Source organism: Nonomuraea dietziae (assembly GCF_014195505.1).
Classification (GTDB): Bacteria; Actinomycetota; Actinomycetes; order Streptosporangiales; family Streptosporangiaceae; genus Nonomuraea; species Nonomuraea roseola.
Map to the genome: position 1 here is coordinate 7,001,945 of NZ_JACIBV010000001.1, position 19,685 is coordinate 7,021,629.

General features: G+C 69.6%; 19 protein-coding genes, 1 pseudogene and 1 riboswitch. Of the genes and pseudogenes, 7 read left to right on the forward strand and 13 right to left on the reverse strand.

The genetic code is table 11. The annotated features are described in order from the left end of the window. Positions 1-84: 84 nt before the first annotated feature. Both dacB and FHR33_RS33400 read right to left on the reverse strand, forming a co-directional pair. Positions 85-1,629 (reverse strand): D-alanyl-D-alanine carboxypeptidase/D-alanyl-D-alanine endopeptidase, encoded by a 1,545-nt coding sequence (gene dacB, locus FHR33_RS33395; protein WP_183656259.1) that lies wholly within the window; start codon positions 1,627-1,629, stop codon positions 85-87. Between the two features lie 144 nt (positions 1,630-1,773). Beyond that, a complete protein-coding gene (locus FHR33_RS33400) occupies positions 1,774-2,328 on the reverse strand; it encodes an FHA domain-containing protein (protein WP_183656262.1) in 555 nt (184 codons plus the stop codon). Positions 2,329-2,417: 89 nt separating this feature from the next. On the opposite strand from FHR33_RS33400, the gene FHR33_RS33405 reads away from it, so the two are divergent. The 3 genes from FHR33_RS33405 to FHR33_RS33415 are packed head-to-tail and all read left to right on the forward strand — an operon-like array spanning position 2,418 to position 6,261. Beyond that, the gene (locus FHR33_RS33405) at positions 2,418-2,930 is read left to right on the forward strand and encodes a PadR family transcriptional regulator (RefSeq protein WP_183656265.1); all 513 of its coding nucleotides are present in this window, start codon (positions 2,418-2,420) and stop codon (positions 2,928-2,930) included. After that, positions 2,927-3,619, forward strand: a complete 693-nt coding sequence (locus FHR33_RS33410) for an ABC transporter ATP-binding protein (RefSeq protein WP_183656268.1) — start codon at positions 2,927-2,929, stop codon at positions 3,617-3,619. The genes FHR33_RS33405 and FHR33_RS33410 overlap by 4 nt, the downstream gene beginning before the upstream one ends. Next, a complete protein-coding gene (locus tag FHR33_RS33415; RefSeq protein ID WP_183656271.1) occupies positions 3,616-6,261 on the forward strand; it encodes an ABC transporter permease in 2,646 nt (881 codons plus the stop codon). The genes FHR33_RS33410 and FHR33_RS33415 overlap by 4 nt, the downstream gene beginning before the upstream one ends. On the opposite strand, the gene FHR33_RS33420 is transcribed toward FHR33_RS33415, so the two are convergent. Genes FHR33_RS33420 through FHR33_RS33430 form a run of 4 tightly spaced genes read right to left on the reverse strand, consistent with a single transcriptional unit; the run spans position 6,147 to position 9,133 of the window. Further along, a complete protein-coding gene (locus tag FHR33_RS33420) occupies positions 6,147-6,896 on the reverse strand; it encodes a class I SAM-dependent methyltransferase (protein ID WP_183656274.1) in 750 nt (249 codons plus the stop codon). The genes FHR33_RS33415 and FHR33_RS33420 overlap by 115 nt on opposite strands. Further along, positions 6,844-7,134 carry an MFS transporter gene (locus FHR33_RS50790; protein WP_312895833.1) on the reverse strand — a complete coding sequence of 97 codons (291 nt, stop codon included), beginning with the start codon at positions 7,132-7,134 and terminating at the stop codon, positions 6,844-6,846. The genes FHR33_RS33420 and FHR33_RS50790 overlap by 53 nt, the downstream gene beginning before the upstream one ends. After that, complete coding sequence (locus FHR33_RS33425; protein WP_246452259.1) at positions 7,034-8,215, reverse strand: MFS transporter; 1,182 nt, start codon at positions 8,213-8,215, stop codon at positions 7,034-7,036. The genes FHR33_RS50790 and FHR33_RS33425 overlap by 101 nt, the downstream gene beginning before the upstream one ends. A gap of 45 nt (positions 8,216-8,260) precedes the next feature. Beyond that, positions 8,261-9,133 (reverse strand): hypothetical protein, encoded by an 873-nt coding sequence (locus FHR33_RS33430; RefSeq protein ID WP_183656277.1) that lies wholly within the window; start codon positions 9,131-9,133, stop codon positions 8,261-8,263. Between the two features lie 229 nt (positions 9,134-9,362). Here FHR33_RS33430 and serA point away from each other — a divergent pair, with 229 nt between their 5' ends. Then, entirely contained in the window at positions 9,363-10,952 is a 1,590-nt protein-coding gene (serA, locus tag FHR33_RS33435; RefSeq protein WP_183656280.1) for a phosphoglycerate dehydrogenase, read from the forward strand. A gap of 604 nt (positions 10,953-11,556) precedes the next feature. Here serA and FHR33_RS50795 read toward each other — a convergent pair. After that, the gene (locus FHR33_RS50795) at positions 11,557-12,123 is read right to left on the reverse strand and encodes a C40 family peptidase (protein ID WP_183656283.1); all 567 of its coding nucleotides are present in this window, start codon (positions 12,121-12,123) and stop codon (positions 11,557-11,559) included. 60 nt (positions 12,124-12,183) lie between these two features. Continuing rightward, positions 12,184-12,326, reverse strand: a riboswitch (cyclic di-AMP (ydaO/yuaA leader). A gap of 98 nt (positions 12,327-12,424) precedes the next feature. On the opposite strand from FHR33_RS50795, the gene FHR33_RS33445 reads away from it, so the two are divergent. After that, positions 12,425-13,477: a 3-isopropylmalate dehydrogenase gene (locus tag FHR33_RS33445; protein ID WP_183656285.1), complete on the forward strand. Its 1,053-nt coding sequence runs from the start codon at positions 12,425-12,427 to the stop codon at positions 13,475-13,477. A gap of 162 nt (positions 13,478-13,639) precedes the next feature. Then, positions 13,640-14,737: a branched-chain amino acid aminotransferase gene (locus FHR33_RS33450; RefSeq protein ID WP_183656287.1), complete on the forward strand. Its 1,098-nt coding sequence runs from the start codon at positions 13,640-13,642 to the stop codon at positions 14,735-14,737. Positions 14,738-14,868: 131 nt separating this feature from the next. Here FHR33_RS33450 and FHR33_RS33455 read toward each other — a convergent pair whose 3' ends face one another. From FHR33_RS33455 to FHR33_RS33475, 6 genes and pseudogenes are all read right to left on the reverse strand, one after another. Then, entirely contained in the window at positions 14,869-15,999 is a 1,131-nt protein-coding gene (locus FHR33_RS33455; protein ID WP_183656289.1) for an NAD(P)/FAD-dependent oxidoreductase, read from the reverse strand. Between the two features lie 48 nt (positions 16,000-16,047). Beyond that, the gene (locus FHR33_RS49310; RefSeq protein ID WP_312895834.1) at positions 16,048-16,596 is read right to left on the reverse strand and encodes a sigma factor-like helix-turn-helix DNA-binding protein; all 549 of its coding nucleotides are present in this window, start codon (positions 16,594-16,596) and stop codon (positions 16,048-16,050) included. A gap of 148 nt (positions 16,597-16,744) precedes the next feature. Next, positions 16,745-16,897, reverse strand: a pseudogene (locus FHR33_RS53435) (sigma factor); the annotation flags it as partial. Between the two features lie 10 nt (positions 16,898-16,907). After that, complete coding sequence (locus tag FHR33_RS33465; protein ID WP_183656291.1) at positions 16,908-17,477, reverse strand: GNAT family N-acetyltransferase; 570 nt, start codon at positions 17,475-17,477, stop codon at positions 16,908-16,910. 42 nt (positions 17,478-17,519) lie between these two features. After that, entirely contained in the window at positions 17,520-18,095 is a 576-nt protein-coding gene (locus FHR33_RS33470) for a Uma2 family endonuclease (protein ID WP_183656293.1), read from the reverse strand. Positions 18,096-18,177: 82 nt separating this feature from the next. Continuing rightward, entirely contained in the window at positions 18,178-18,822 is a 645-nt protein-coding gene (locus FHR33_RS33475) for an O-methyltransferase (RefSeq protein ID WP_183656295.1), read from the reverse strand. Positions 18,823-18,890: 68 nt separating this feature from the next. Between FHR33_RS33475 and FHR33_RS33480 the strand changes: the two genes are divergently transcribed. Beyond that, a complete protein-coding gene (locus FHR33_RS33480; RefSeq protein WP_183656298.1) occupies positions 18,891-19,541 on the forward strand; it encodes a DsbA family protein in 651 nt (216 codons plus the stop codon). Positions 19,542-19,685 lie beyond the last annotated feature (144 nt).

The following is a 19,685-nucleotide window of genomic DNA, read 5'->3' on the forward strand; positions in this document are numbered from 1 at the left end:
TTCACCATACGAGACATGCGTCCCGCGAACGCGGACGGCCCGCCCCTGGACGGGGCGGGCCGTGAGTACGCGCAGGTCAGAGCGCTAGCACTGGACGGGCTTGAGCCACGAGCACTCCAGGTCGCCGGCCTCCTGGGAGGCGGGGGCGTCGCTCCTGAGCTGGGCGGCGGCGTCGGGCGTGGTGCGGCTGAACTTCGCCAGCCGTACGGCGATCTTGTCCTCGATGTCCTTGGGGGAGCCTGACAGGTACTGGTTGAGCATGATGGAGAAGACCAGCGGCTCCCCTTCGGCGCTGGTGACGTAGCCCGACAGGGACGTGACGCTGGTCAGCGAGCCGGTCTTGGCGTGGACGTTGTTGGCGGCGGGGGTGCCGCGCATGCGGCTGCGCAGCGTGCCGCCGGTGAAGCGGTCGGCGTTGCCGGCGATGGGCAGGGCGTTGTACCAGGTCGTGAACCACGGCTTGCTCCGCACCGACAGCAGCAGCTGGGCGATGGAGCCCGCGGTGACGCCGTCGCGGCGGGACAGGCCCGAGCCGTCGCGAAGGTTCAGGATCTGGACACCGTTGGCCTTGGCGAAGTCGGAGGTGGCCTTGAGCCCGGCGGCCCAGGTGCCCTGGCCCGCCACCTTGCGGCCCATGGCCTTGGTGAGGATCTCGGCGTGCATGTTGTTACTGAGCTTCATGAACGGCACCAGCAGCTCGCTCAGCGGCATCGACTCGTGCTTGGCCAGCTCGCTCGCGCCCTCGGGAGCGCCCGAGACGGTGGAGCCGAGGACCCTGACGCCGTGGGCGTTCAGCGCCTTGCGGAACAGCGAGGCGGCGTAGCGGGTGGGGTCGTCGACGGCCACCCACTCGTCGTAGGGGCCCGCGACGGTGCCGGTGATGACCACGGTGTTGGTGCCGTGGCGGCGTTCGATGAGCACGTCCGTCGACGCGCCGACCGTCGCGTTGTTGACGATCTTCAGGTAGTCGGTCTCGGGGGTGGTCGTGACCTTGACCTTGTCCCCGTCGGCGGCCACCGAGACGATCACCGAGCCCGCGTCGTAGTCCCTGTCGGGCGAGGCGGTCAGTGCGGAGATCTGCGCGGCGTAGTAGGCGGTCTCGTCGTCCCAGGCCCAGTCCTGGCCGAGCCGTACGGTGTCGAACCAGCTGTCGTCGGTGACCAGCCTTCCTGTGACGACCTTGACGCCCTTGGCGGCGACGGCCGCCGCCAGCGCGTCGTAGTCGGCGGCGAGCATGGTCGGGTCGCCGGTGCCGCGCAGCACCAGGTCACCCTTCAGAATCGACCCCACCGTACGGCCGGCGGCCAGCGCGCTGGTGGTGAAGCGGTAGTCGAGCCCGAGCACCTCGGCCGCGGCGGCGGAGGTGAACAGCTTGGTGTTGGACGCGGGGGTCATGAGCTTGCCCGAGTCGATGGAGTAGAGCTCCTCGCCGGTGGCCGCGCTCTTCACCACGACGCCCGCTCGGGCGATGGTCAGGCGGGAGTCGCTGAGGATCTGGTTGAGATCCTGGGTCAGGTCGGCGATGCCGGGGGAGGGGTCGGCGGCGGTGGCGGGAGAGACAGGACTTGACGCCCACGCGAGGGCGACGACGAGCGCGCCCGCGACGAGTGAAGCTGGTGTGCGACGCATGGAGGTCTCCAGGGTGCGTACGAGGTCTCGGAGGGATCATGGGAGCGCCCACTCCTCGCCGCAATCCGCAAATATCCGTATCTTTCGCTAGCCCCTGCTCGGGAGCGTTCCACAACCGCCCGGCAAAGGGGAGGGCAGGGCGGATCAGGAGGCAGGCGCCGCGCCGGCGGAGACCAGGAAGCCCACGTCGCCGAAGGAGATCTCGTCACCTGAGCGGACCCGTGCGGGACCGACCAGGCGCCAGCCGTTCAGCCTGGTGCCGTTCAGCGAGCCGAGGTCGACCAGCAGCCAGGAGCCGTCGTCCTCCTTGCGCAGCTCGGCGTGGACCCGCGAGACGGTGAGGTCGGCCAGGACCAGGTCGCAGGCCGAGCCGCGGCCCACGACGTACCTGAGCCTGCTGTCGTTGGGCAGCGCCAGCCTGGGCAGCCGGGGCTTGCGCCATGCCGACTGCACGCGGGTGGTGAACTCCGAGACGGAGGCGACCATGTCGGTCAACCTCTGGCGGACCGTGTTGCGCGGCGGCAGGTCGGCGACCAGATCGTCGAGCTCGTAGCGGCTGCGCGCGCGTAGTGCCTGGTCGACCCGGCCCACGAAGGTGTCATGGGACAGGCGCCCCTCGACGGCGCGGTCGCGGAGCTCGTCGATGGCGCGATCACGTTCCCCATCGGAGGCACGAAATGGGGGTTGCGTCGAGCTCATGCCCCTGAGTATCGGCCCGAACGGCGTTTCCTGTCCAGAATTCGCGAATCCCTTGAGTCGACCATACTGAGTATGCATACTGAGTATTCATGTCGATCAGACAGAGCCTGCTGACCTTGCTCAGCAAGGGGACCAGGTACGGCTACCAGCTGCGCGCGGAGTTCGAGTCGTCCACAGGGGCGACCTGGCCGCTGAACATCGGCCAGGTCTACACGACGCTCTCCCGCATGGAGCGCGACGGCCTGGTCTCCTCCGGAGAGCAGGACGAGCAGGGCAGGGTCGGCTACACGATCACCGAGGCCGGTCGGGCGGAGGTGGAGCGATGGTTCAGCACCCCCGTCGCCCAGTCCGACCGGCCGAGGGACGAGCTGGTCATCAAGCTGGCGATGGCCGTCGCGGCGAAGGACGTCGACGTCGGCGCGGTCATCCAGCGGCAGAGGACCGCGACGATGCGCGCCCTGCAGGAGCTGACCAGGGCCAAGCGCACCGGCACCGACGGCGCCGCGCAGCGCCTCGTGCTGGATTCCATGATCTTTCAGGCGGAGGCCGAGCAGCGATGGCTCGACCACTGCGAGGCAGTGCTCAAGGAGGCAGGGGAATGACGAGTGTGGTGACACTCACGGACGTGGCGCGGGTCCACGGCGAGGGTGAGGCGGCGGTCCACGCTCTGCGGGGGATCAGCCTCGACGTGCAGGCGGGTGAGCTCGTGGCCGTGATGGGTCCTTCGGGCTCGGGCAAGTCCACGCTGCTCAACCTCGCGGGCGGCCTCGACAGGCCCACGAGCGGCGAGGTCACCGTGGAGGGCGTGCCCCTCTCGACGGTCAAGGACCTGGCCGCGCTGCGGCGTAGGAGTATCGGCTACGTCTTCCAGGACCTCAACCTGATCCCCTCGCTGACCGGGGCGGAGAACGTCATGTTGCCCCGCGAGCTGGACGGCGTGCGGACGCGCGAGGCCAGGGCCGAGGCGCTGGCCGTCCTGGAGGAGATGGGGCTCGCGGCGGTCGCCGACAGGTTCCCCGACGAGCTCTCGGGAGGGCAGCGCCAGCGGGTGGCGATCGCCAGGTCGCTGGTGGGCGAGCGGAGGCTGATCCTGGCCGACGAGCCGACGGGCGCGCTGGACACCCCGACGGGCGACGAGATCCTCGAGCTGCTCAGAAGCCGCTGCGAGGCGGGCGCCGCGGTGCTGCTCGTCACCCACGAGTCGCGCTACGCGGGATGGGCGGACAGGGTGGTGTTCCTGCGCGACGGGCAGATCGTCGACTCGACCGCGCCGGTGGTGAGCGCCCGATGAGAGCGCTGCTGCGGATCTCCCGCCGCGACGCCCTGAGGGCTAAGGGGCGCACCGCGCTGATCATGGTGATGATCGGCCTGCCGGTGCTGGTGATCACGGGCGTGCTCACCTTCTGGGAGACGGCCGACGTGACGCTCAGCGAGGGAATCGTCAGGAAGCTGGGCGCGGCCGACCTGCGAGTCAAGACGAGCGGGTACGCCAAGGTGAGAGCGCAGTACGGCGACGACGGCATCCCCCCCTACGGCGAGGGAGCCGAGCCGCCTGAGAAGGCTGCCGCCACCACCGCCGCCCAGGTGGCTGCGCGGCTCCAGCCGGGCTCCAGGCTGATCGGCTTCGACGAGGGCAGCGTGGAAGTCAGGACCGAGCGCGGCTACGACCACATCACCGCCCTCGAGGTCGACCTGCGAGACCCCATGACCAGAGGGATGCGGCCCCTGGTCGAGGGCCGCCATCCCGCCGCTCCCGACGAGGTCGCGGTGACCCCGGCGATGAAACGGCGGATCGGCGACACGATCGAGGTCACCCGCGAGGGCCGCAGGGTGAAGGTGGTCGGCGTGGTGCAGGACCCGTTCGACACGGGGGTCGTCGAGGTCGTCGGCTTCAGAGGGGTGCTGCTCGACGAAGGCGACGGCAGGGGCATCGGCTGGCTCGCCGACACCCCCTCCCCCGCGACGTGGGCCGACACCCGGCGGCTCAACGACGTCGGGCTGGTAGGCCTGTCCCGGGTCACCGCAGAGTCCGATCTCTCGGCCGAGGGGACCATGTCGACCAGGGTGGTGGTGGGCATCGCCGTCGCGGTGTTCATGGTGGGGATGGAGACGGTCCTGCTGGCGGGGCCCGCCTTCGCGATCGGGCTGCGCCGGCGCGCCACCGCGCTGGCGATGATCGCCGCGCAGGGCGGGTCCAAGGCTCACCTGCGGGTGATCGTGCTGACCGACGGGCTCGTGCTGGGCGGGGCCGCGGCGTTGGTGGCCGGCGTCACCGGAGTGGCTGGCGGGCTGGCGCTGGTCCCGTTGCTGTCGGAGTCGATGGGGCCGCTCGAGGTGCCGTGGTGGTCCGTGGCCGGCGTGATGGCGCTCGGCGTGGGCAGCGGGGTGGCGGCGGCCATGGTGCCCGCCGTGCTGGCCGGGCGGCAGAACCCCGCTGCCGTCCTGGCCGGACGTTCCGACGCGGCGCGTGACAGGGCGGGGCGGCCCCTGCTCGGACTGGTGCTGGTGCTGGCGGGCGTGGCCGCGACGGTGCTCACCCCCCTCACCGATGAGGTGTGGATCTTCGCCGCCTCGGTGCTCGGGTTGCTGGGGCTGGTGGCCCTGGTGCCCTCGCTGGTCGCGCTCACGGGGCGGCTCGCCGTACGGCTGCCGCTGGCACCGCGGCTGGGCGTCCGCGACGCGGTCCGCCACCGGATGCGTACGGCCTCGGCCGTCGCGGCCGTCATGGCGGCGACGGCCGGAGCGGTCACGGCGGGTATCGGGGTCACCAGCCAGGACGCCGCAGCCCGCGCGTCCTACAGCTCCTCGACGCCGGTCGGCACGCTGATGATCAGCGCGTATGGGGCGGACGATGAGGAATGGGCACGTACGCGCCAGGCCGTGCAGGAGCGCTTGCCCGGCATCGCCCTGGCGGAGGCGTTCGAGCCGGTCGACTCCGATGGCCGATCGGCCGGCTTGTACGCCGAGCGCCTGCGCGAATGCGCTTCGTGCACCCACCTACCCCCCGGGGTGCTCGTCGGTGATCAGCGGCTGCTTGAGGTGATGCAGGGCAGGCACGATCCCACGGCCGCCGCCGCGCTGGCCGAGGGCAAGGCCGTGGTATTCGGCCCTTCGAGGCTGCGGGACGGCCGGCTCTCCCTCAGAATCGACGTCGACGGATCCACCGCCAAGCTCACGCGTTTCGAGACGCAGGCTGTCGTGGCGGAGGCGGCGAGCCGCGGAGTGACCAGTGTCCTGGTCCCGCCCGCCACGCTGAAGGCCAAGGGCTTCGGGCTGAAGGAGCGCACGGTCTTCGCGCGGCACCAGCCGCAGGACGTGAAGCTGTTGCGGGAGCACCTCACGGTGGCCAGCTCCAAGGTCAGCGTCCGCCTGGAGGGAGGCTACGAGAGAGACATCTCGATCGTCATGATCGTTCTGATGGGTGGCGCGCTGGTCCTGGTGCTCGGTGGCACGTTCGTGGCCACCGCGCTGGCCGCCGCCGACCTGCGGCCCGACCTGGCGACGATCGCGGCGGTGGGCGCGCCGTCCAGGACGGGGCGGCTGATCCTCGCAGGGCAGGCCGGCTACCTCGCGGGGCTCGGCGCTGGTCGGCGCGATCGCCGGCGCGGTCCCCGGTGTCGCCCTCGCCTGGGTCATGACGTTGAGGACAGCAGACTACGTCGTGATCGGCTCGCAGGCCCTGATCGCCCGGACCCAGGCGACGACCGTGGCGGTGCCGTGGGAGCTGGTGAGCGCGATCGTGGTCGGCCTGCCGCTGCTGGCCGCCCTGGTGGCGGGAGCGTTCGCGCGGACGCGAGCGCTCCCTCTCACCCGTCGCCTTACTTGACCAGGCGCATCTTGGACTGCTTGTGCGGCAGCCGCTCCCAGTCGTCCATGAACATCGCCTTGAACCCATGCCGCTCGGCCATCTCGGCGAGCGTCTCGGTGCGGTAGTAGAAGTCTTCGCGCAGGACCTGGTGCTCCCTGCCCTGGGTCCTGTCGAAGGTGAAGTCGAACCAGCCTCCGGGCTTCATGACGCGGCCCACGTGCGCGAAGCACTCCTCGATCACTCGTGGGGGCGAGTGGGAGAAGACGCTGTGTGCGTGCACGACGTCGAAGTACTCGTCGGGCAGGAAGTCGAAGCGCAGGTCGTGGACGGGGGTCAGGTGCGGGAGCTTGTCGCGCAGGTCGAAGTCGGCCAGCGTCTGCTGGGCGGCGAAGAGGATGTCGGGGGAGATGTCGATCCCGTAGTAGTGGCCGCTGTGGAGGTAGTCGATGAACAGCCGCCCCGCCCGCAGGTTGCCGCAGCCGATCTCGAGCATCCGGTGCTCGGGGAGCAGGCCGTGATTCACGAGGTAGTCGAACTGGGTCTTGCCGAGCTTGAGCCACCGCTCCCTGCTCTTGGAGCCGACCGCACGGTCGGGGTTGCGCTCGGTGTCGGAGCGCATCACCGCCCGGTAGTAGTCCACGTGGTCGCGGGTCTGGAGCCTGAACCACAGGTCTCTGGTGAGCCGCCTGGCGTGGGGGATGACTCTGTCAGGGTGCCGCAGGGCGTATCTCGCCTGATGCAGAAGGCTGTTGCGGGTCATGCAGAACATGTTCCGCCGTCAATCGGTAACGGAACGTCATGAGCACGGCAAGAAAAATAATGAATGCGGGCACGGCGGTTTGACCGAGCAGCACGGCGGTGATCGCCGAGTCGGGCTGCACCACCGGCCTTCCCGGATCAGACGACACGAACCCGCCCATGGAGAGCACGGCGCCGAAGATCAGCGCGCCGAACGAGCTGACCGCACTCTCGATGGCGGTCCACAACCCCGTGAACACTCCGGCGCGCCGCTTGCCCGTCGAGGGCCGCGTCGAGGGCGACTACGTCGGCGAGCATCGAGAACTGCAGGAGTTGCACGCCGGCGAAGCCGACTCCCACCACGAACAGCATGAGGTGCGCGTAGAGGGCACCGAGGAGAGGTGTCGCCGTCGCCGCGGCCGTGCCGCCGCCGAACAGCAGCCCTGCGAGGAGCATCGCGCCGCGCTTCTCGTAGCGCTTGGACAGCCTCACCCACAGCGGCATCGTCAGCAGGATCGGGCCGATCAGCGCGGCGAAGAGCGTGCTCGTGGCCTTGGGGTCACCCAGGACGTAGGAGGCGAAGTACGGCGCCGCCGCCAGCATGACGCCGACCGCGAGGAACTGGGTGCAGCCCAGCGCCAGCAGCCACATGTACGGCGGGTTCGCGCGCACCACGGCGAACTGCGACCACAGCGTGCCGCCGTCCGGCTCGGGGGCGCCGGTCATGGGAGCGCGTGCCGTACCGAAGAAGGCTCCCAGCATGGAGGCCAGCATCACGACCGCGATCGTCACGCCCATCAGCCGGTAGCTGGACAGTGTGCCGCCCTCGCCCTGGCTGTTGACGATCGCGGGGGCGACGACGCCGCTGATCACGGTCGCGGCGCCGATGAAGACCATGCGCCACTGCAGCAGCGCGGTCCGCTCGTGGTAGTCGCCGGTCATCTCGGCGGGCATCGCCTTGTAGGGCACCTCGAACAGCGCGTAGGCGGTGGCGGCGAGCAGGAAGACGACGCCGACGTAGATCGCGGCGGGTGTCCCTGTGAGGGGTGGGCCCGCGAACAGGGCGGCGAAGGCGAGCGGCAGCGTGCAGGCCCCGGCCAGCATCCACGGCCTGCGCGGGCCCATGCGGGAGACCGTACGGTCCGACCACCGGCCCACCAGCGGGTTCACGACCAGGTCCCAGATCTTGGGCGCGGCCACCACGACCCCTGCCAACCACGCGGGCACGGCCAGGAAGTTGGTCATGTAGTACAGCAGCAGCAGTCCTGGCACGGCGCCGAACGTCGCCGTGCAGAACGAGCCGACACCGTAACCGAGGCGCACGCCCCTGGGGACGATCATGGGCCCATTGAATCGGAGCGTGCTCCGTCCGGACAGGCCCAGATCTCAGTCGGTGACGTCGGCGCACACCACGTGCGCGCCGAGCTCCACCATCCTGCGCTCGCTGCGCGCGTCGGCCACCCTCGCCATGAGGATCGGCGCCTCGCTGGCCGCCAGCTGCGGCAGCCTGGCCCTGACCCCTCGGTGCAGGTCGCGGACCACGTCCTCGGCCGCCGACATGTGCACCTTGACGTGCAGCATGATCCCTGGAGCCCCCGAGGCCGTGCGCGCCTCGGAAATCCACACGTGATGGACCAGCGGATAGTCGACGAGCAGGAGCGCGATCGCCCCGCGCAGCGCGGGCAGGATCGGATGGGTGCAGCGGCGGTAGCCGGGATCCACCTGCTGCATGGGGCCCGACAGATGGGGACGGGGCGCGGGGATCCACGACTGCGGCGCGGCCGGCACGGAGCGCACGGGTGGCGGCGCCGGCGGCGCGCCGTGCATCACCGCCGCTCCCTGCGAGACCGCGGCCATGGCGCCCGTCGCGTACGCCGTGGGCATCGCCCCTGACAGCACGGGCTGGGGTCCAGTCCGTGTGGATGCCAGGAAGCGCTGGAGATCCTCGATCGGAACGGCTGCCGCGGCAGGTCCTGCGGCGTCGATCACGATCTCCCGCACGCCCGTGACGCGCTGGATGTCGAGGATGGTGTCGGCGTCGCAGGCCGACAGCGAGTGGCCACCCCGGTGGCGCGCGTAGGTCTGGGGGCCTGTGTAACCGAGCAGCACGCGGTCGCCGACCTGGGTGGTGCCCAGGACGACCGAGCGGTCAGAGCGCACGGCCACCAGGATTCCCCCATCGGCGAGTGCGGCCAGCAGCAGGTGCGGACTGCCATGCTGGGCGAGCACGTCGGCGAGAGCGGGGTTCCCGATGCTCATAGGGTGAACGATAGGTAGTAGCCCACGGCTTATCAGGCTAATAGCGAATAAATCTCCCGATCAAGACAAAGTTGGCTCGGGTTGGGATGACTCGCTCGACTGCTGGGTAACGCGCCCAGATCCTGAGACCCTCGTGAATGCGTTCACAAGGCCGGATAGACTCTGAGGGATCCGAGGGGCCCGCTGCCGTGTCCCTCAGCCCGTCGCATGACCCCTTAAGGATCCACCTGTGAACAAGCCCGTCGTTCTGGTCGCAGAGGAGCTGTCGGAAGCAGGTCTCGCCGTGCTTGGTGCGGACTTCGAGGTCCGCCACACCGACGGTGCCGACCGCTCCCAGCTCCTGCCCGCGCTCGCCGACGTGGACGCGCTCATCGTCCGCTCGGCCACCCAGGTGGACGCCGAGGCCATCGCCGCCGCCCCGAAGCTGCGCGTCGTCGCGCGCGCGGGCGTCGGCCTGGACAACGTCGACGTCGAGGCGGCCACCAAGGCCGGTGTCATGGTCGTCAACGCGCCGACCTCCAACATCACCAGCGCCGCCGAGCAGACCGTCGCGCTCATCCTGGCCAGCGCCCGCAACACCGCCCAGGCGCACGCCGCGCTCAAGAACGGTGAGTGGAAGCGCTCCAAGTACACCGGCGTCGAGCTGGACGAGAAGATCGTGGCCATCCTCGGCCTCGGCAAGATCGGCCAGCTGGTCGCGCAGCGCCTGCAGCCGTTCGGCGTCGAGCTGATCGCCTACGACCCCTACCTGCCGCCGGCTCGCGCCGCGGCCATGGGCGTCAGGTTGGTCAGCCTCGAGGAGGCCCTCAAGACCGCCGACTTCATCACCGTGCACCTGCCCAAGTCGAAGGAGACCCTCGGTCTCATCGGCGACAAGGAGCTGCACGAGGTCAAGCCGTCGGTGCGGATCGTCAACGTGGCGCGCGGCGGCATCGTGGACGAGGGCGCCCTCTACTCCGCGATCAAGGAGGGTCGTGTCGCGGGCGCGGGTCTCGACGTCTTCGCCAAGGAGCCCTGCACCGACAGCCCGCTGTTCGAGCTGGACCAGGTCGTCGTCACCCCGCACCTCGGCGCCTCCACCCACGAGGCGCAGGAGAAGGCCGGCACCCAGGTCGCGCGCAGCGTCAAGCTCGCGCTCGCCGGTGAGTTCGTGCCCGACGCGGTGAACGTCCAGGGCGGCGCCGTGGCCGAGGAGGTCAAGCCCGGCCTGCCGCTCGCCGAGAAGCTGGGCCGCGTCTTCACCGCGCTGGCCGGTGAGACCGCCACCAAGCTCGACGTCGAGGTCCGCGGCGAGATCGCCAGCCAGGACGTGCGGGTGCTGGAGCTGGCCGCGCTCAAGGGCGTCTTCACCGACGTCATCGAGGACGCGGTCACCTATGTCAACGCCCCCCTCCTGGCCAAGGAGCGCGGCCTCACGGTCGAGCTGATCACCAGCTCGGAGAGCCCCGACTGGAGGAACGTCGTCAGCGTCCGCGGCGTGCTGGCCGACGGCCGTACCGTCTCGGTGTCGGGAACGCTCTCGGGCCCGCGCCAGGTCACCAAGATCGTCGAGGTCAACGGCTACGAGATGGAGATCGAGCCGACCGACCACCTGGCCTTCCTCACCTACACCGACCGTCCCGGCATCGTCGGCGTCGTCGGCAGGCTGCTGGGCGAGCACGGCATCAACATCGCCTCGATGCAGGTGGCGCGCGACGTCAAGGGCGGCAAGGCGCTCATCGCCCTGACCGTCGACTCGGCGATCCCCGCCGACGTGGTCGACCAGATCGTGGCCGAGATCGGCGCGGACAGCGGCCGCTCGGTCGACCTGACCGACTGACCCCGTCTCGCATGGAACGCCCTCCCGCGCACCGCGGGAGGGCGTTCGCGCGTTCCGGGGCGGCTGGCACCGATGTCTCATATCGTGAGATATTCGGACGTCCTACGAGACAGCCTGGACCGTGCCAGGTACTTTTGAAGTAATGCGCTGGGTACTCGTACTTATTACCTGCCGCGACGGGGCCTGTTAGGGCAGGTCGACGACCCGTCGCGGTGAGCGGCGTTGTGTCGGCCTTAAGTCCCCTTCGTCCGGTCCGTGACCCGGACCGCACGAGTTCAGGCCCGGTCGGATTCGCGACCGGAGTCCGACGTCCGATTCTTACGCGTCCGCGAAATGAGATGAGTCACGTGTACGACATGCACCCATGGAACCGTGCGGAAGAGCATGAGGAAGAGGCGGCGGAGGCCGTCCAGACCGCGCTGGACCGCAGAGACAACGGCGGTTCCCCCTCCCCTCGCTGAGCCGGGCCGTTCCGGTGGAGGTCCCCCTGCTCCACCGGGGCGACCCCACCGCTGACACTCTCCGCGAAAGCGCAGTCGTCCCCCCGGCGCCTGCCGTGGTGGCGAGAGCGCGAGGGGACGGCCTCGTACGGGCGTGCCGCCGCCTACAGGGTGGCGGTCAGCATCGCGGGGGCGGGTTCCTGCTTGGCCTTGGCCTGCTTCATCGCGAGCGCCACACCCTTGGGGTCTGGACGCACCGCGCCGACGAACGCCTGCCGTCGCCAGGCGCTGAGCTTCTCCTCCTTCACCACGTCACCCGAGCGGGGTGCGTGCACCATGTGTCCCGGCCTGGAGATCATGCCCACATGGCCGAGGCCGCTGAAGAAGACCAGGTCGCCGGGCTTGAGGTTGTCCCACGAGATCTTTCTCGAGAAGGCCCGGTACTGGTCGGCGGCCACCCTGGGCAGTTCGATGCCCGCCTTCTCGTAGGCCTTGAGCATCAGGCCCGAGCAGTCGTAGCCGCCGGAGCCCGTGCCGCCCCAGACGTACGGCGTGCCGCGCTTGGCCAGCGCGAACTTGAGGGCGACCCGCCAGGCGGGGGTGGATTGTTCGCTGAGTCGCGCCTTCTTGACGTCGGCGCCGGTGATGCTGCTCGCCGAGCCCTTGCCGGTGGCGGAGCTCGAGGGGGTGTCGGAGCCGGTGGTGTCCGCGACGGCGGGGGATGCCGTCACGAGGGCTCCTGCGGCGAGAAGACCGCAGAGGACCGCGGTCGTGGTGATGCGAGACAGGGGACTGTCCTTCCACGTGGCCGACCGGGTTAGCTGACGGGCTCGGGCGTGGAAGCCGCCCTACGGTGTGGGGACACCGATTCGCCCCAGGGGGAAATGGGTCCCCGGCTCCGTGCACTCCGCAACGGATTAGGCAGCACGGACTCTAACGAAAGGGTCAAAGCACCGCAAACAGGACAAAACTGGACGTCCGACAAGTGAGATGAGTGTTCGTCCATCGAGACGAGCCGGTAAGGTACCGCCCATGGAGTCGCGCAACATTCGTCTGGCCGTCATCCCCGGCGACGGGATCGGCACCGAGGTCGTCACCGAAGGGCTCAAGGTCCTCGAGGCGGTCGGCGTCAAGATCGAGTCGACGCACTACGATCTGGGTGCCACCCGCTACCACGCCACCGGGGAGACCCTGAGCGACGAGGTCCTGCAGGAGCTGCGCGGCTACGACGCCATCCTGCTCGGCGCCATCGGCGACCCCAGCGTGCCGCCGGGCATCCTCGAGCGCGAACTCCTGCTCCGCCTGCGTTTCGAGCTCGACCACTACGTCAACCTGCGCCCGGTCAAGCTCTTCCCCGGCGTGGAGACCCCGCTGGCCGACACCCTCCCTGGCGACATCGACATGGTCGTCGTCCGCGAGGGCACCGAGAGCCTCTACGCGGGAGCCGGTGGCGTCCTGCGCCGCGGCACTCCCCACGAGATCGCCACCCAGGAGTCGCTCAACACCGCCTTCGGCGTCGAGCGCGTGGTCCGCTACGCCTTCGCCAGGGCCGCCGAGCGGCCGCGCAAGAAGCTCACGCTGGTCCACAAGACCAACGTGCTCACCTACGCGGGCGACCTGTGGCAGCGCACGGTCAACAGGATCGCGCCCGAGTTCCCCGAGGTCACCACCGACTACCAGCACATCGACGCGGCCTCGATGTTCTTCGTCAACCAGCCCGAGCGCTTCGACGTGATCGTCACCGACAACCTCTTCGGCGACATCATCACCGACATCGGCGCCGCCATCGCCGGTGGCATCGGCCTGGCCGCCAGCGGCAACATCAACCCCGACCGCACCGCGCCCAGCATGTTCGAGCCGGTCCACGGCAGCGCCCCCGACATCGCGGGCCAGGGCAAGGCCGACCCGACGGCCACCATCCTGTCGGTCGCCATGATGCTCGACCACCTCGGCCTGACCGAGCAGGCGGCCCGCGTCGAGCAGGCCGTCGCCGACGACATCGTGGAGCGCCTGGCCGGATGGGCCGGCCGCACCACGCACGAGATCGGTGACGACATCACCGCACGAGTATCCGGCGGCGCCTGACCGCCGTGTGCACCCCCAGCCCGGCGGCCTCGCAGCCGCCGGTGCTTCATTGACGCCTGGCGGCCAGCGAGAACCGCCAGGCGTTTGCTGTAGGTTCCCGTTACCCGGTCCAGCGCAAAATGGACTCAGGGCAAATCTCGCGAAAAGAGAAGGATTTCCGTCATGACCACCGCTCAGAAGCTCAGCTTCGATGTGCAGCTCTCCGACCACGCTCGCACTGCGGCAGAGCGTGAGCAGGTACTGGCGAGTCCGGGGTTCGGGCAGGTCTTCACCGACCACATGATCTCGATCGACTACACCGAGGGCGAGGGCTGGCACGACGCGCGGCTCCAGCCGTACGGGCCGTTGGTCCTCGACCCCGCGACCTCCGTCTTCCACTACGCCCAGGAGCTGTTCGAGGGCCTGAAGGCGTACCGCCAGGCCAACGGTTCGATCGTGACCTTCAGGCCGTACGCGAACGCGGCCCGCTTCAACGCCTCCTGCCTGCGCATGGCCATGCCCGAACTGCCCGAGGACACCTTCGTCGAGTCCCTCGAGCTGCTCACCCAGACCGACCGCGACTGGGTGCCCACGAGCGAGGGACACAGCCTCTACCTGCGGCCCTTCATCATCGCGACGCAGGTCGGGCTGGGTGTCAACTACCCGTCCAAGACCTACAAGTACATGGTCATCGCCTCGCCCGCCGCCTCCTACTTCGCCGGAGGCGTCAAGCCGGTGTCGGTGTGGCTGTCCACCGACTACACCCGTGCGGCACCCGGCGGCACCGGCGCCGCCAAGTGCGGAGGCAACTACGCCGCGGCCTTCGTCGCCCAGCGCGAGGCCGTCGCCCAGGGCTGTGACCAGGTGGTGTGGCTCGACTCCCACGAGCACCGCTACGTCGAGGAGATGGGCGGGATGAACCTGTTCTTCGTCTTCGGCAACAAGCTGGTCACCCCCGCCCTGACCGGCACCCTGCTGCCGGGCATCACCCGCGACTCCATCCTCTCCATGGCCGCCGACCTGGGGCTGGAGGCCGAGGAGGGGCGCATCTCGATCGAGGAGTGGCAGGCGGGGTGCGAGTCGGGCACGCTCACCGAGGTCTTCGCCTGCGGCACGGCCGCGGTGGTGACGCCCGTGGGGTCGGTGAAGGGCGCCGACCGCGCCTGGACCATCGGCGACGGCACCCCGGGCCCGGTGACCCTCAAGATCCGCGAGGAGCTGCTCGGCATCCAGTACGGCACCCGCCCCGACACCCACCACTGGATCCACAAGATCTCCTGATCCGCCTCCGCTGACTCGCCTTCCCCACCACGCCGCCGACCCCCTGGTCGGCGGCGCCTCGGCGATGAGGGCGCGCTTCCCACGGCGACAGATCCAAGCCGCCGGGGTTCTGCCTGGACCCGCCGCGCCGGTCAGCGGCTCTCGTAGAACGGGATCTCGAAGGAGGGATGGTCGGAGGCCGCCAGGATGGTCGCGGCGTCGTCGACGGGCGGGTGGATCACCTCCATGATCCACCGCTTGACCTCCTTGCCGTCCACGCCTGAGGCCATCACCGCGCGCTCCCAGCCCCTGGTGAAGACCGCGCCTGCCTCGCCCAGGTCGAGGCAGGTCACGTAGGGGCCTGCCTCGAACTCCCTGAGCTCGAGGCCGAGCACGTCGGCCGCCGCGTTGTGGCCCGCGACCATGCCGAGCGGGATCGCGTGCTGGCAGCTCGGCATCACGAAGTGGCCGTCGTCGTAGCGGGCGGCCGCGGTGTCGCCCGCGGCGAACTCGGCGCGGCCGGCGCGCAGATGCCGGTCCACCAGCAGCCTGCCGAGCCGGTCGCGCTCGGAGGGGAGGTGCGCGGCCAGCGGGCTGGCCTGGATGCCCGCCGTCCAGACGACGGCGTCGGCCTCCACCCGCGAGCCGTCCGACAGGATGGCGTGGTCGGGGCCCACGGAGGTCACGCTGGTCCCCAGCCGGCGCTCGACGGCCAGCTTGTCGAGCGCCGCCTCGATCGCGGGGCGCGGTCCGGGGCCCAGCTCGACGCCGACCACGTCACTTCTGTCCACCAGCACGACCCGGCCGCGTCCCGCCAGCTCGGTGGCGACCTCCAGTCCGGTGAAGCCCGCGCCGACCACCACCGCGGTGAAGCCGTCCCGTCCGCGGAGGTGGCCGGCGAGCCTGCGCGCGCCCTGGAGAGTGTCGACGTCGAACAGGTGCTGCGCGCCAGGAAGGTCGGGGCGCACGAGGGCGCTGCCCGCCGCCAGCACCAGCCGGTCGTAGGCGATCACCTCGCCGCCGGCCGTCACGGTGCCGCGTCCGGTGTCGATGGCGGTCACCGTCGCCCGCAGGTGCCCGACGCCGATGGGTTCGAGTACCCGGCTGAGCTCCACCGTGGCCAGGTCGGGCTCCGCCTCGTACATCCGGGGTCGCAGCACCAGCTGGTCGCTCGGCGAGATGAGGGTGATGCGGACGTCGGCGGCCTCGCCGCGCACCCGTGCGGCGCCCGCGGCGCTCCACACGCCCGCGAAACCGCCGCCTACGATCACGATGTGAGCCATCTTGGTCTCCTCTGCAGTGTGCTCCGGCAGGGAGACAAGACAGCTCGCTCAGATGTGACCGATCTTCTCGGGATTGGCCACGCGCCTGATCGCGACGATCCTGCCGTCCACGAGTTCGACCGTGTCGACCCACAGCAGCGCGCCGTCGCGGTGGGCGGCGAGCGCGGGCTCTCCGTTCAGCTCGATCAGCTCGATGCTGTCGGGCCGCGCCTGCAGCACCACCCGGATGGCCAGCGTCGCGACGCGCTCGCCACCGTGGACGGGCATGCGGGCCGCGGTCACCCTGCCGCCGCCGTCGACGACGTAGACGGCCTCGGGGTGGAGCAGCTCGACCAGCCTGGCCAGGTCGCCGGCCTGCGCCGCCGCCTTGAACGCCTGGAGCGCCTCGGCCGTCTCAGCCTTGGACGGCGGCTGCCGCCGCCTGGCCTTGGCGATGCGGCCCCTGGCCCTGGAGGCCAGCTTCCTGCTGGCGGCCGAGGTGGTGCCCAGCACCTCGGCGATCTCGTCGAACGGCAGCGCGAACACGTCGTGCAACACCAGCGCCACGCGCTCGGGCGGGGAGAGCTCCTCCATGACCAGGAGCATCGCGAAGCTCACCGACTCGTCCACTAGCACGGGGGCGGCCGCGTCCGGCCCGGTCAGCAGCGGCTCCGGCAGCCATGGCCCGACGTAGCTCCCTTCGGGCCCTCGCCGAGTTGAGCAGGTTGTAGGAGGTGCGCGCGGAGACCGTCACGAGCCAGGCCCGCAGGTCGACCACGTCGTCCAGATCGGCCTGCGCGGCGCGCAGCCACACGTCCTGGACGACGTCCTCCGCGTCGGCCACGCTCCCGAGCAGCCGGTAGGCCGCGCCGAAGACCGCCGGCCGATGCTGCTCCCACTCGGTCTGCGAGACGGACATGGCCTCATTTCTACAAGCCGGACCTGTTCGCCTCCCACTCGGCCCTGGTCAGCGCGTACTCGACCAGGCCCTCCTCGGACCGCACGATGCCCTCGGGCCAGTCGTCGAAGTACGTGCGCACGTGCGTCAGCCCGGCCTTCTCCATCACCCGTCGCGAGCCCGTGTTGACGGCCAGGGTGCCGGCCGTCACCCGCTCCACGCCCTGCTCGGTGAAGCCTCTGTCGATCAGGGCGCGGGAGCCCTCGGTGCCGTAGCCCTTGCCCCACGCCGCCTTCCGCAGCCGGTAGCCCAGCTCGAGCTCACCGGGAGGGGCGTCCTTGCCCGGCCTGAAGTGGAACCAGCCGATGAACTCACCCGTGGACTTCTCCTCGGCCGCCCAGAACCCGAACCCGTCTGGACGCTCGTAGTAGGACAGCAACCTGGGCAGCATGACGTCCCTGATCAGCTCGCGGGCGACGGGCCTGCCGCCGTTGAGATGGCGCATGACCTCGGGGTCGTTGTCCAGCTCGACCAGATGGTCGAGGTCGTCCTCGGTGAAGCGGCGCAACACCAGCCGCTCGGTCTCCAGAATGATGTGCACGCCCCATTCTCCCGGCCACGGTCGCGCCGCCGGAAGGGGGGATCAGGCCTCGACGAGCTTGCCCGTGTCGATGGAGAGCTTCCACGGCTCAGGCAGGTCGAGCGCGGTGCCGAGCTCGACCTGGGTCCTGTGCTGGTAGCCCTTCTCGGCGGGCAGGCTGAAGAGGATCGCGACGCTCTGCGCGGGGTCGATCAGCAGGTACAGCGGGACACCCGCCCTGGCGTACTCGCGGGGCTTGACGGCGTGGTCGTCGTGGACGCTGGAGGGCGAAACGACCTCGACGACGAGCCGGGTATCGTCGCCGTAGACCTCGTCGTCGCCCCACATGTGCGGATCACGCGGAACGATGGTCAGGTCGGGAATGTAGCGGTCAGCTTGAGGGCCGAGGAAGACCTTGATGTTGGTCCAAAGCTTCCAGCCATTGGCCGCGACCACACTGACGATCTGCATCAGTAGGTTCGAGACGATGTCGTTGTGATCTCCGGTGGGCACGTCGTTCACCACGATCCGGCCGTGGACGAGCTCAACGCGGTAAGCGGGAAAGAGCTCACAGGCGCGTTTGTAGCTTTCCTGCATCGTCGGCTTCTCTGTGATCGGTCGCTCCAGAACCTTGGCCATGTCACTATCATCCCCTCCGGATGGTCGAGCGCAACGTGTTCAGCACGCGACACATCGTAACCAATTCGTGGGAACGATTTCGCTACTTCTTTCGAATCATGGTCAGGCCATCCGCGATCGGCAGCATCACCGAGGTGACCCTCGGGTCGTTCATCACCAGGTCGTTGAACTCCCTCATCCTCCTGGTCATCTCGTCCTCGTACGAGGGGTCGGCGACGTAGCCGTCCCACAGCGTGTTGTCCACCAGCACCAGCCCGCCGGGGCGCAGCCGCTCCATCACCAGCTCGTAGTAGGCCGGGTAGTTGATCTTGTCGGCGTCGATGAAGGCGAGGTCGATCTGCTCCTCCAGGGCCCGCAGCGACTCCGTGGCGGGGCCGAGCGTGAGCGTGATCCTCGAGGCGACCCCCGCCTTCTCCCAGTACCGCTGGGCGATCGAGGTCCACTCCTCGCTCACGTCGAAGCAGCGCAGCCGTCCCCCGGCGAGTCCTCTGGCGATGCACAGCGAGGAGTATCCGGTGAACGTCCCGACCTCGACGGCCAGCGTGGGCTTGACGAGCTGTGTGATCATGGTGAGGAAGCGGCCCTGGTCGGGGGAGATCTGCATCCCCGCGTCAGGCCCTGTGGCCGCGCGCGTCTCGGCGGCGAGCTCGTCGAGCAGCTCATCGGGGCGGGTCGAGTGGGCCAGGATGTACTGCCCGACGGCGGGCGAGAGGTAAGAGGCCTTCATGGGGCACATTCTCCCCACCCGATAAGGTGACACGCGGTTGAAAGCGGATCTTATGGGCGGAGCCATACGTGGAGTTGACGGTAGAGAGGCGTGGACGGTCCAAGATGGTCGGCGCCTTCGTGGCGCTTGCCGTACTCGCCGGCTTGCTGATCATCGCGGGGCTCCCGAAGGGGAGCGCGGCGCAGGACGTCAAGCTCGTCCGGCGGGCCGACGGCTCGATGCTGCTGGGCAAGCCCGGTGCCGACGCGCCCGTGCTCGACCTGTTCGAGGACTTCGACTGCCCCTTCTGCAAGGAGCTGCACGAGACCTCGGGCCGGCGTCTGGAGCAGATGGTCGGTGAGGGCAAGCTCACCGTCGTCTTCCACACCGTGACGATCTTCACCGACGAGCCCAGCCGTTCCAACTCCATCAGGGCCGCCGCGGCCGCGCGCTGCGTGCCCTCGGCCAACTGGCTCGCCTTCCGCGACAAGCTGTACGGCATGCAGCCCGCCCCGCACGGCCAGGCCACCGGCTACACGGTCGAGGAGCTGGTGGCCGCGGGCAGGAGCGCGGGCGTCACCGAGGCGGGCTTCGAGCAGTGCGTGACCTCGCAGCGCCACGCGGGCGAGCACCTCGAGGACAACGCGAAGATCCGGATCGACGGCACCCCCACGCTCCTCCTCGACGGCCGGCCGATCAGGGACCTGTCGGCGATCGAACAGCAGGGCACCTCGGTGTGACGTCCCGAAATATGAGATCGATGTGCCAGATGGTGAATGCGTGTGGCAGACTCGCAGGCATCATGTGTTCTGCTCTGCTCATTATCGGCAGGCGCGCTGGCTGACAAGGGACATAGCCAGCGCGCAGACCTCTCACGTCCGTGA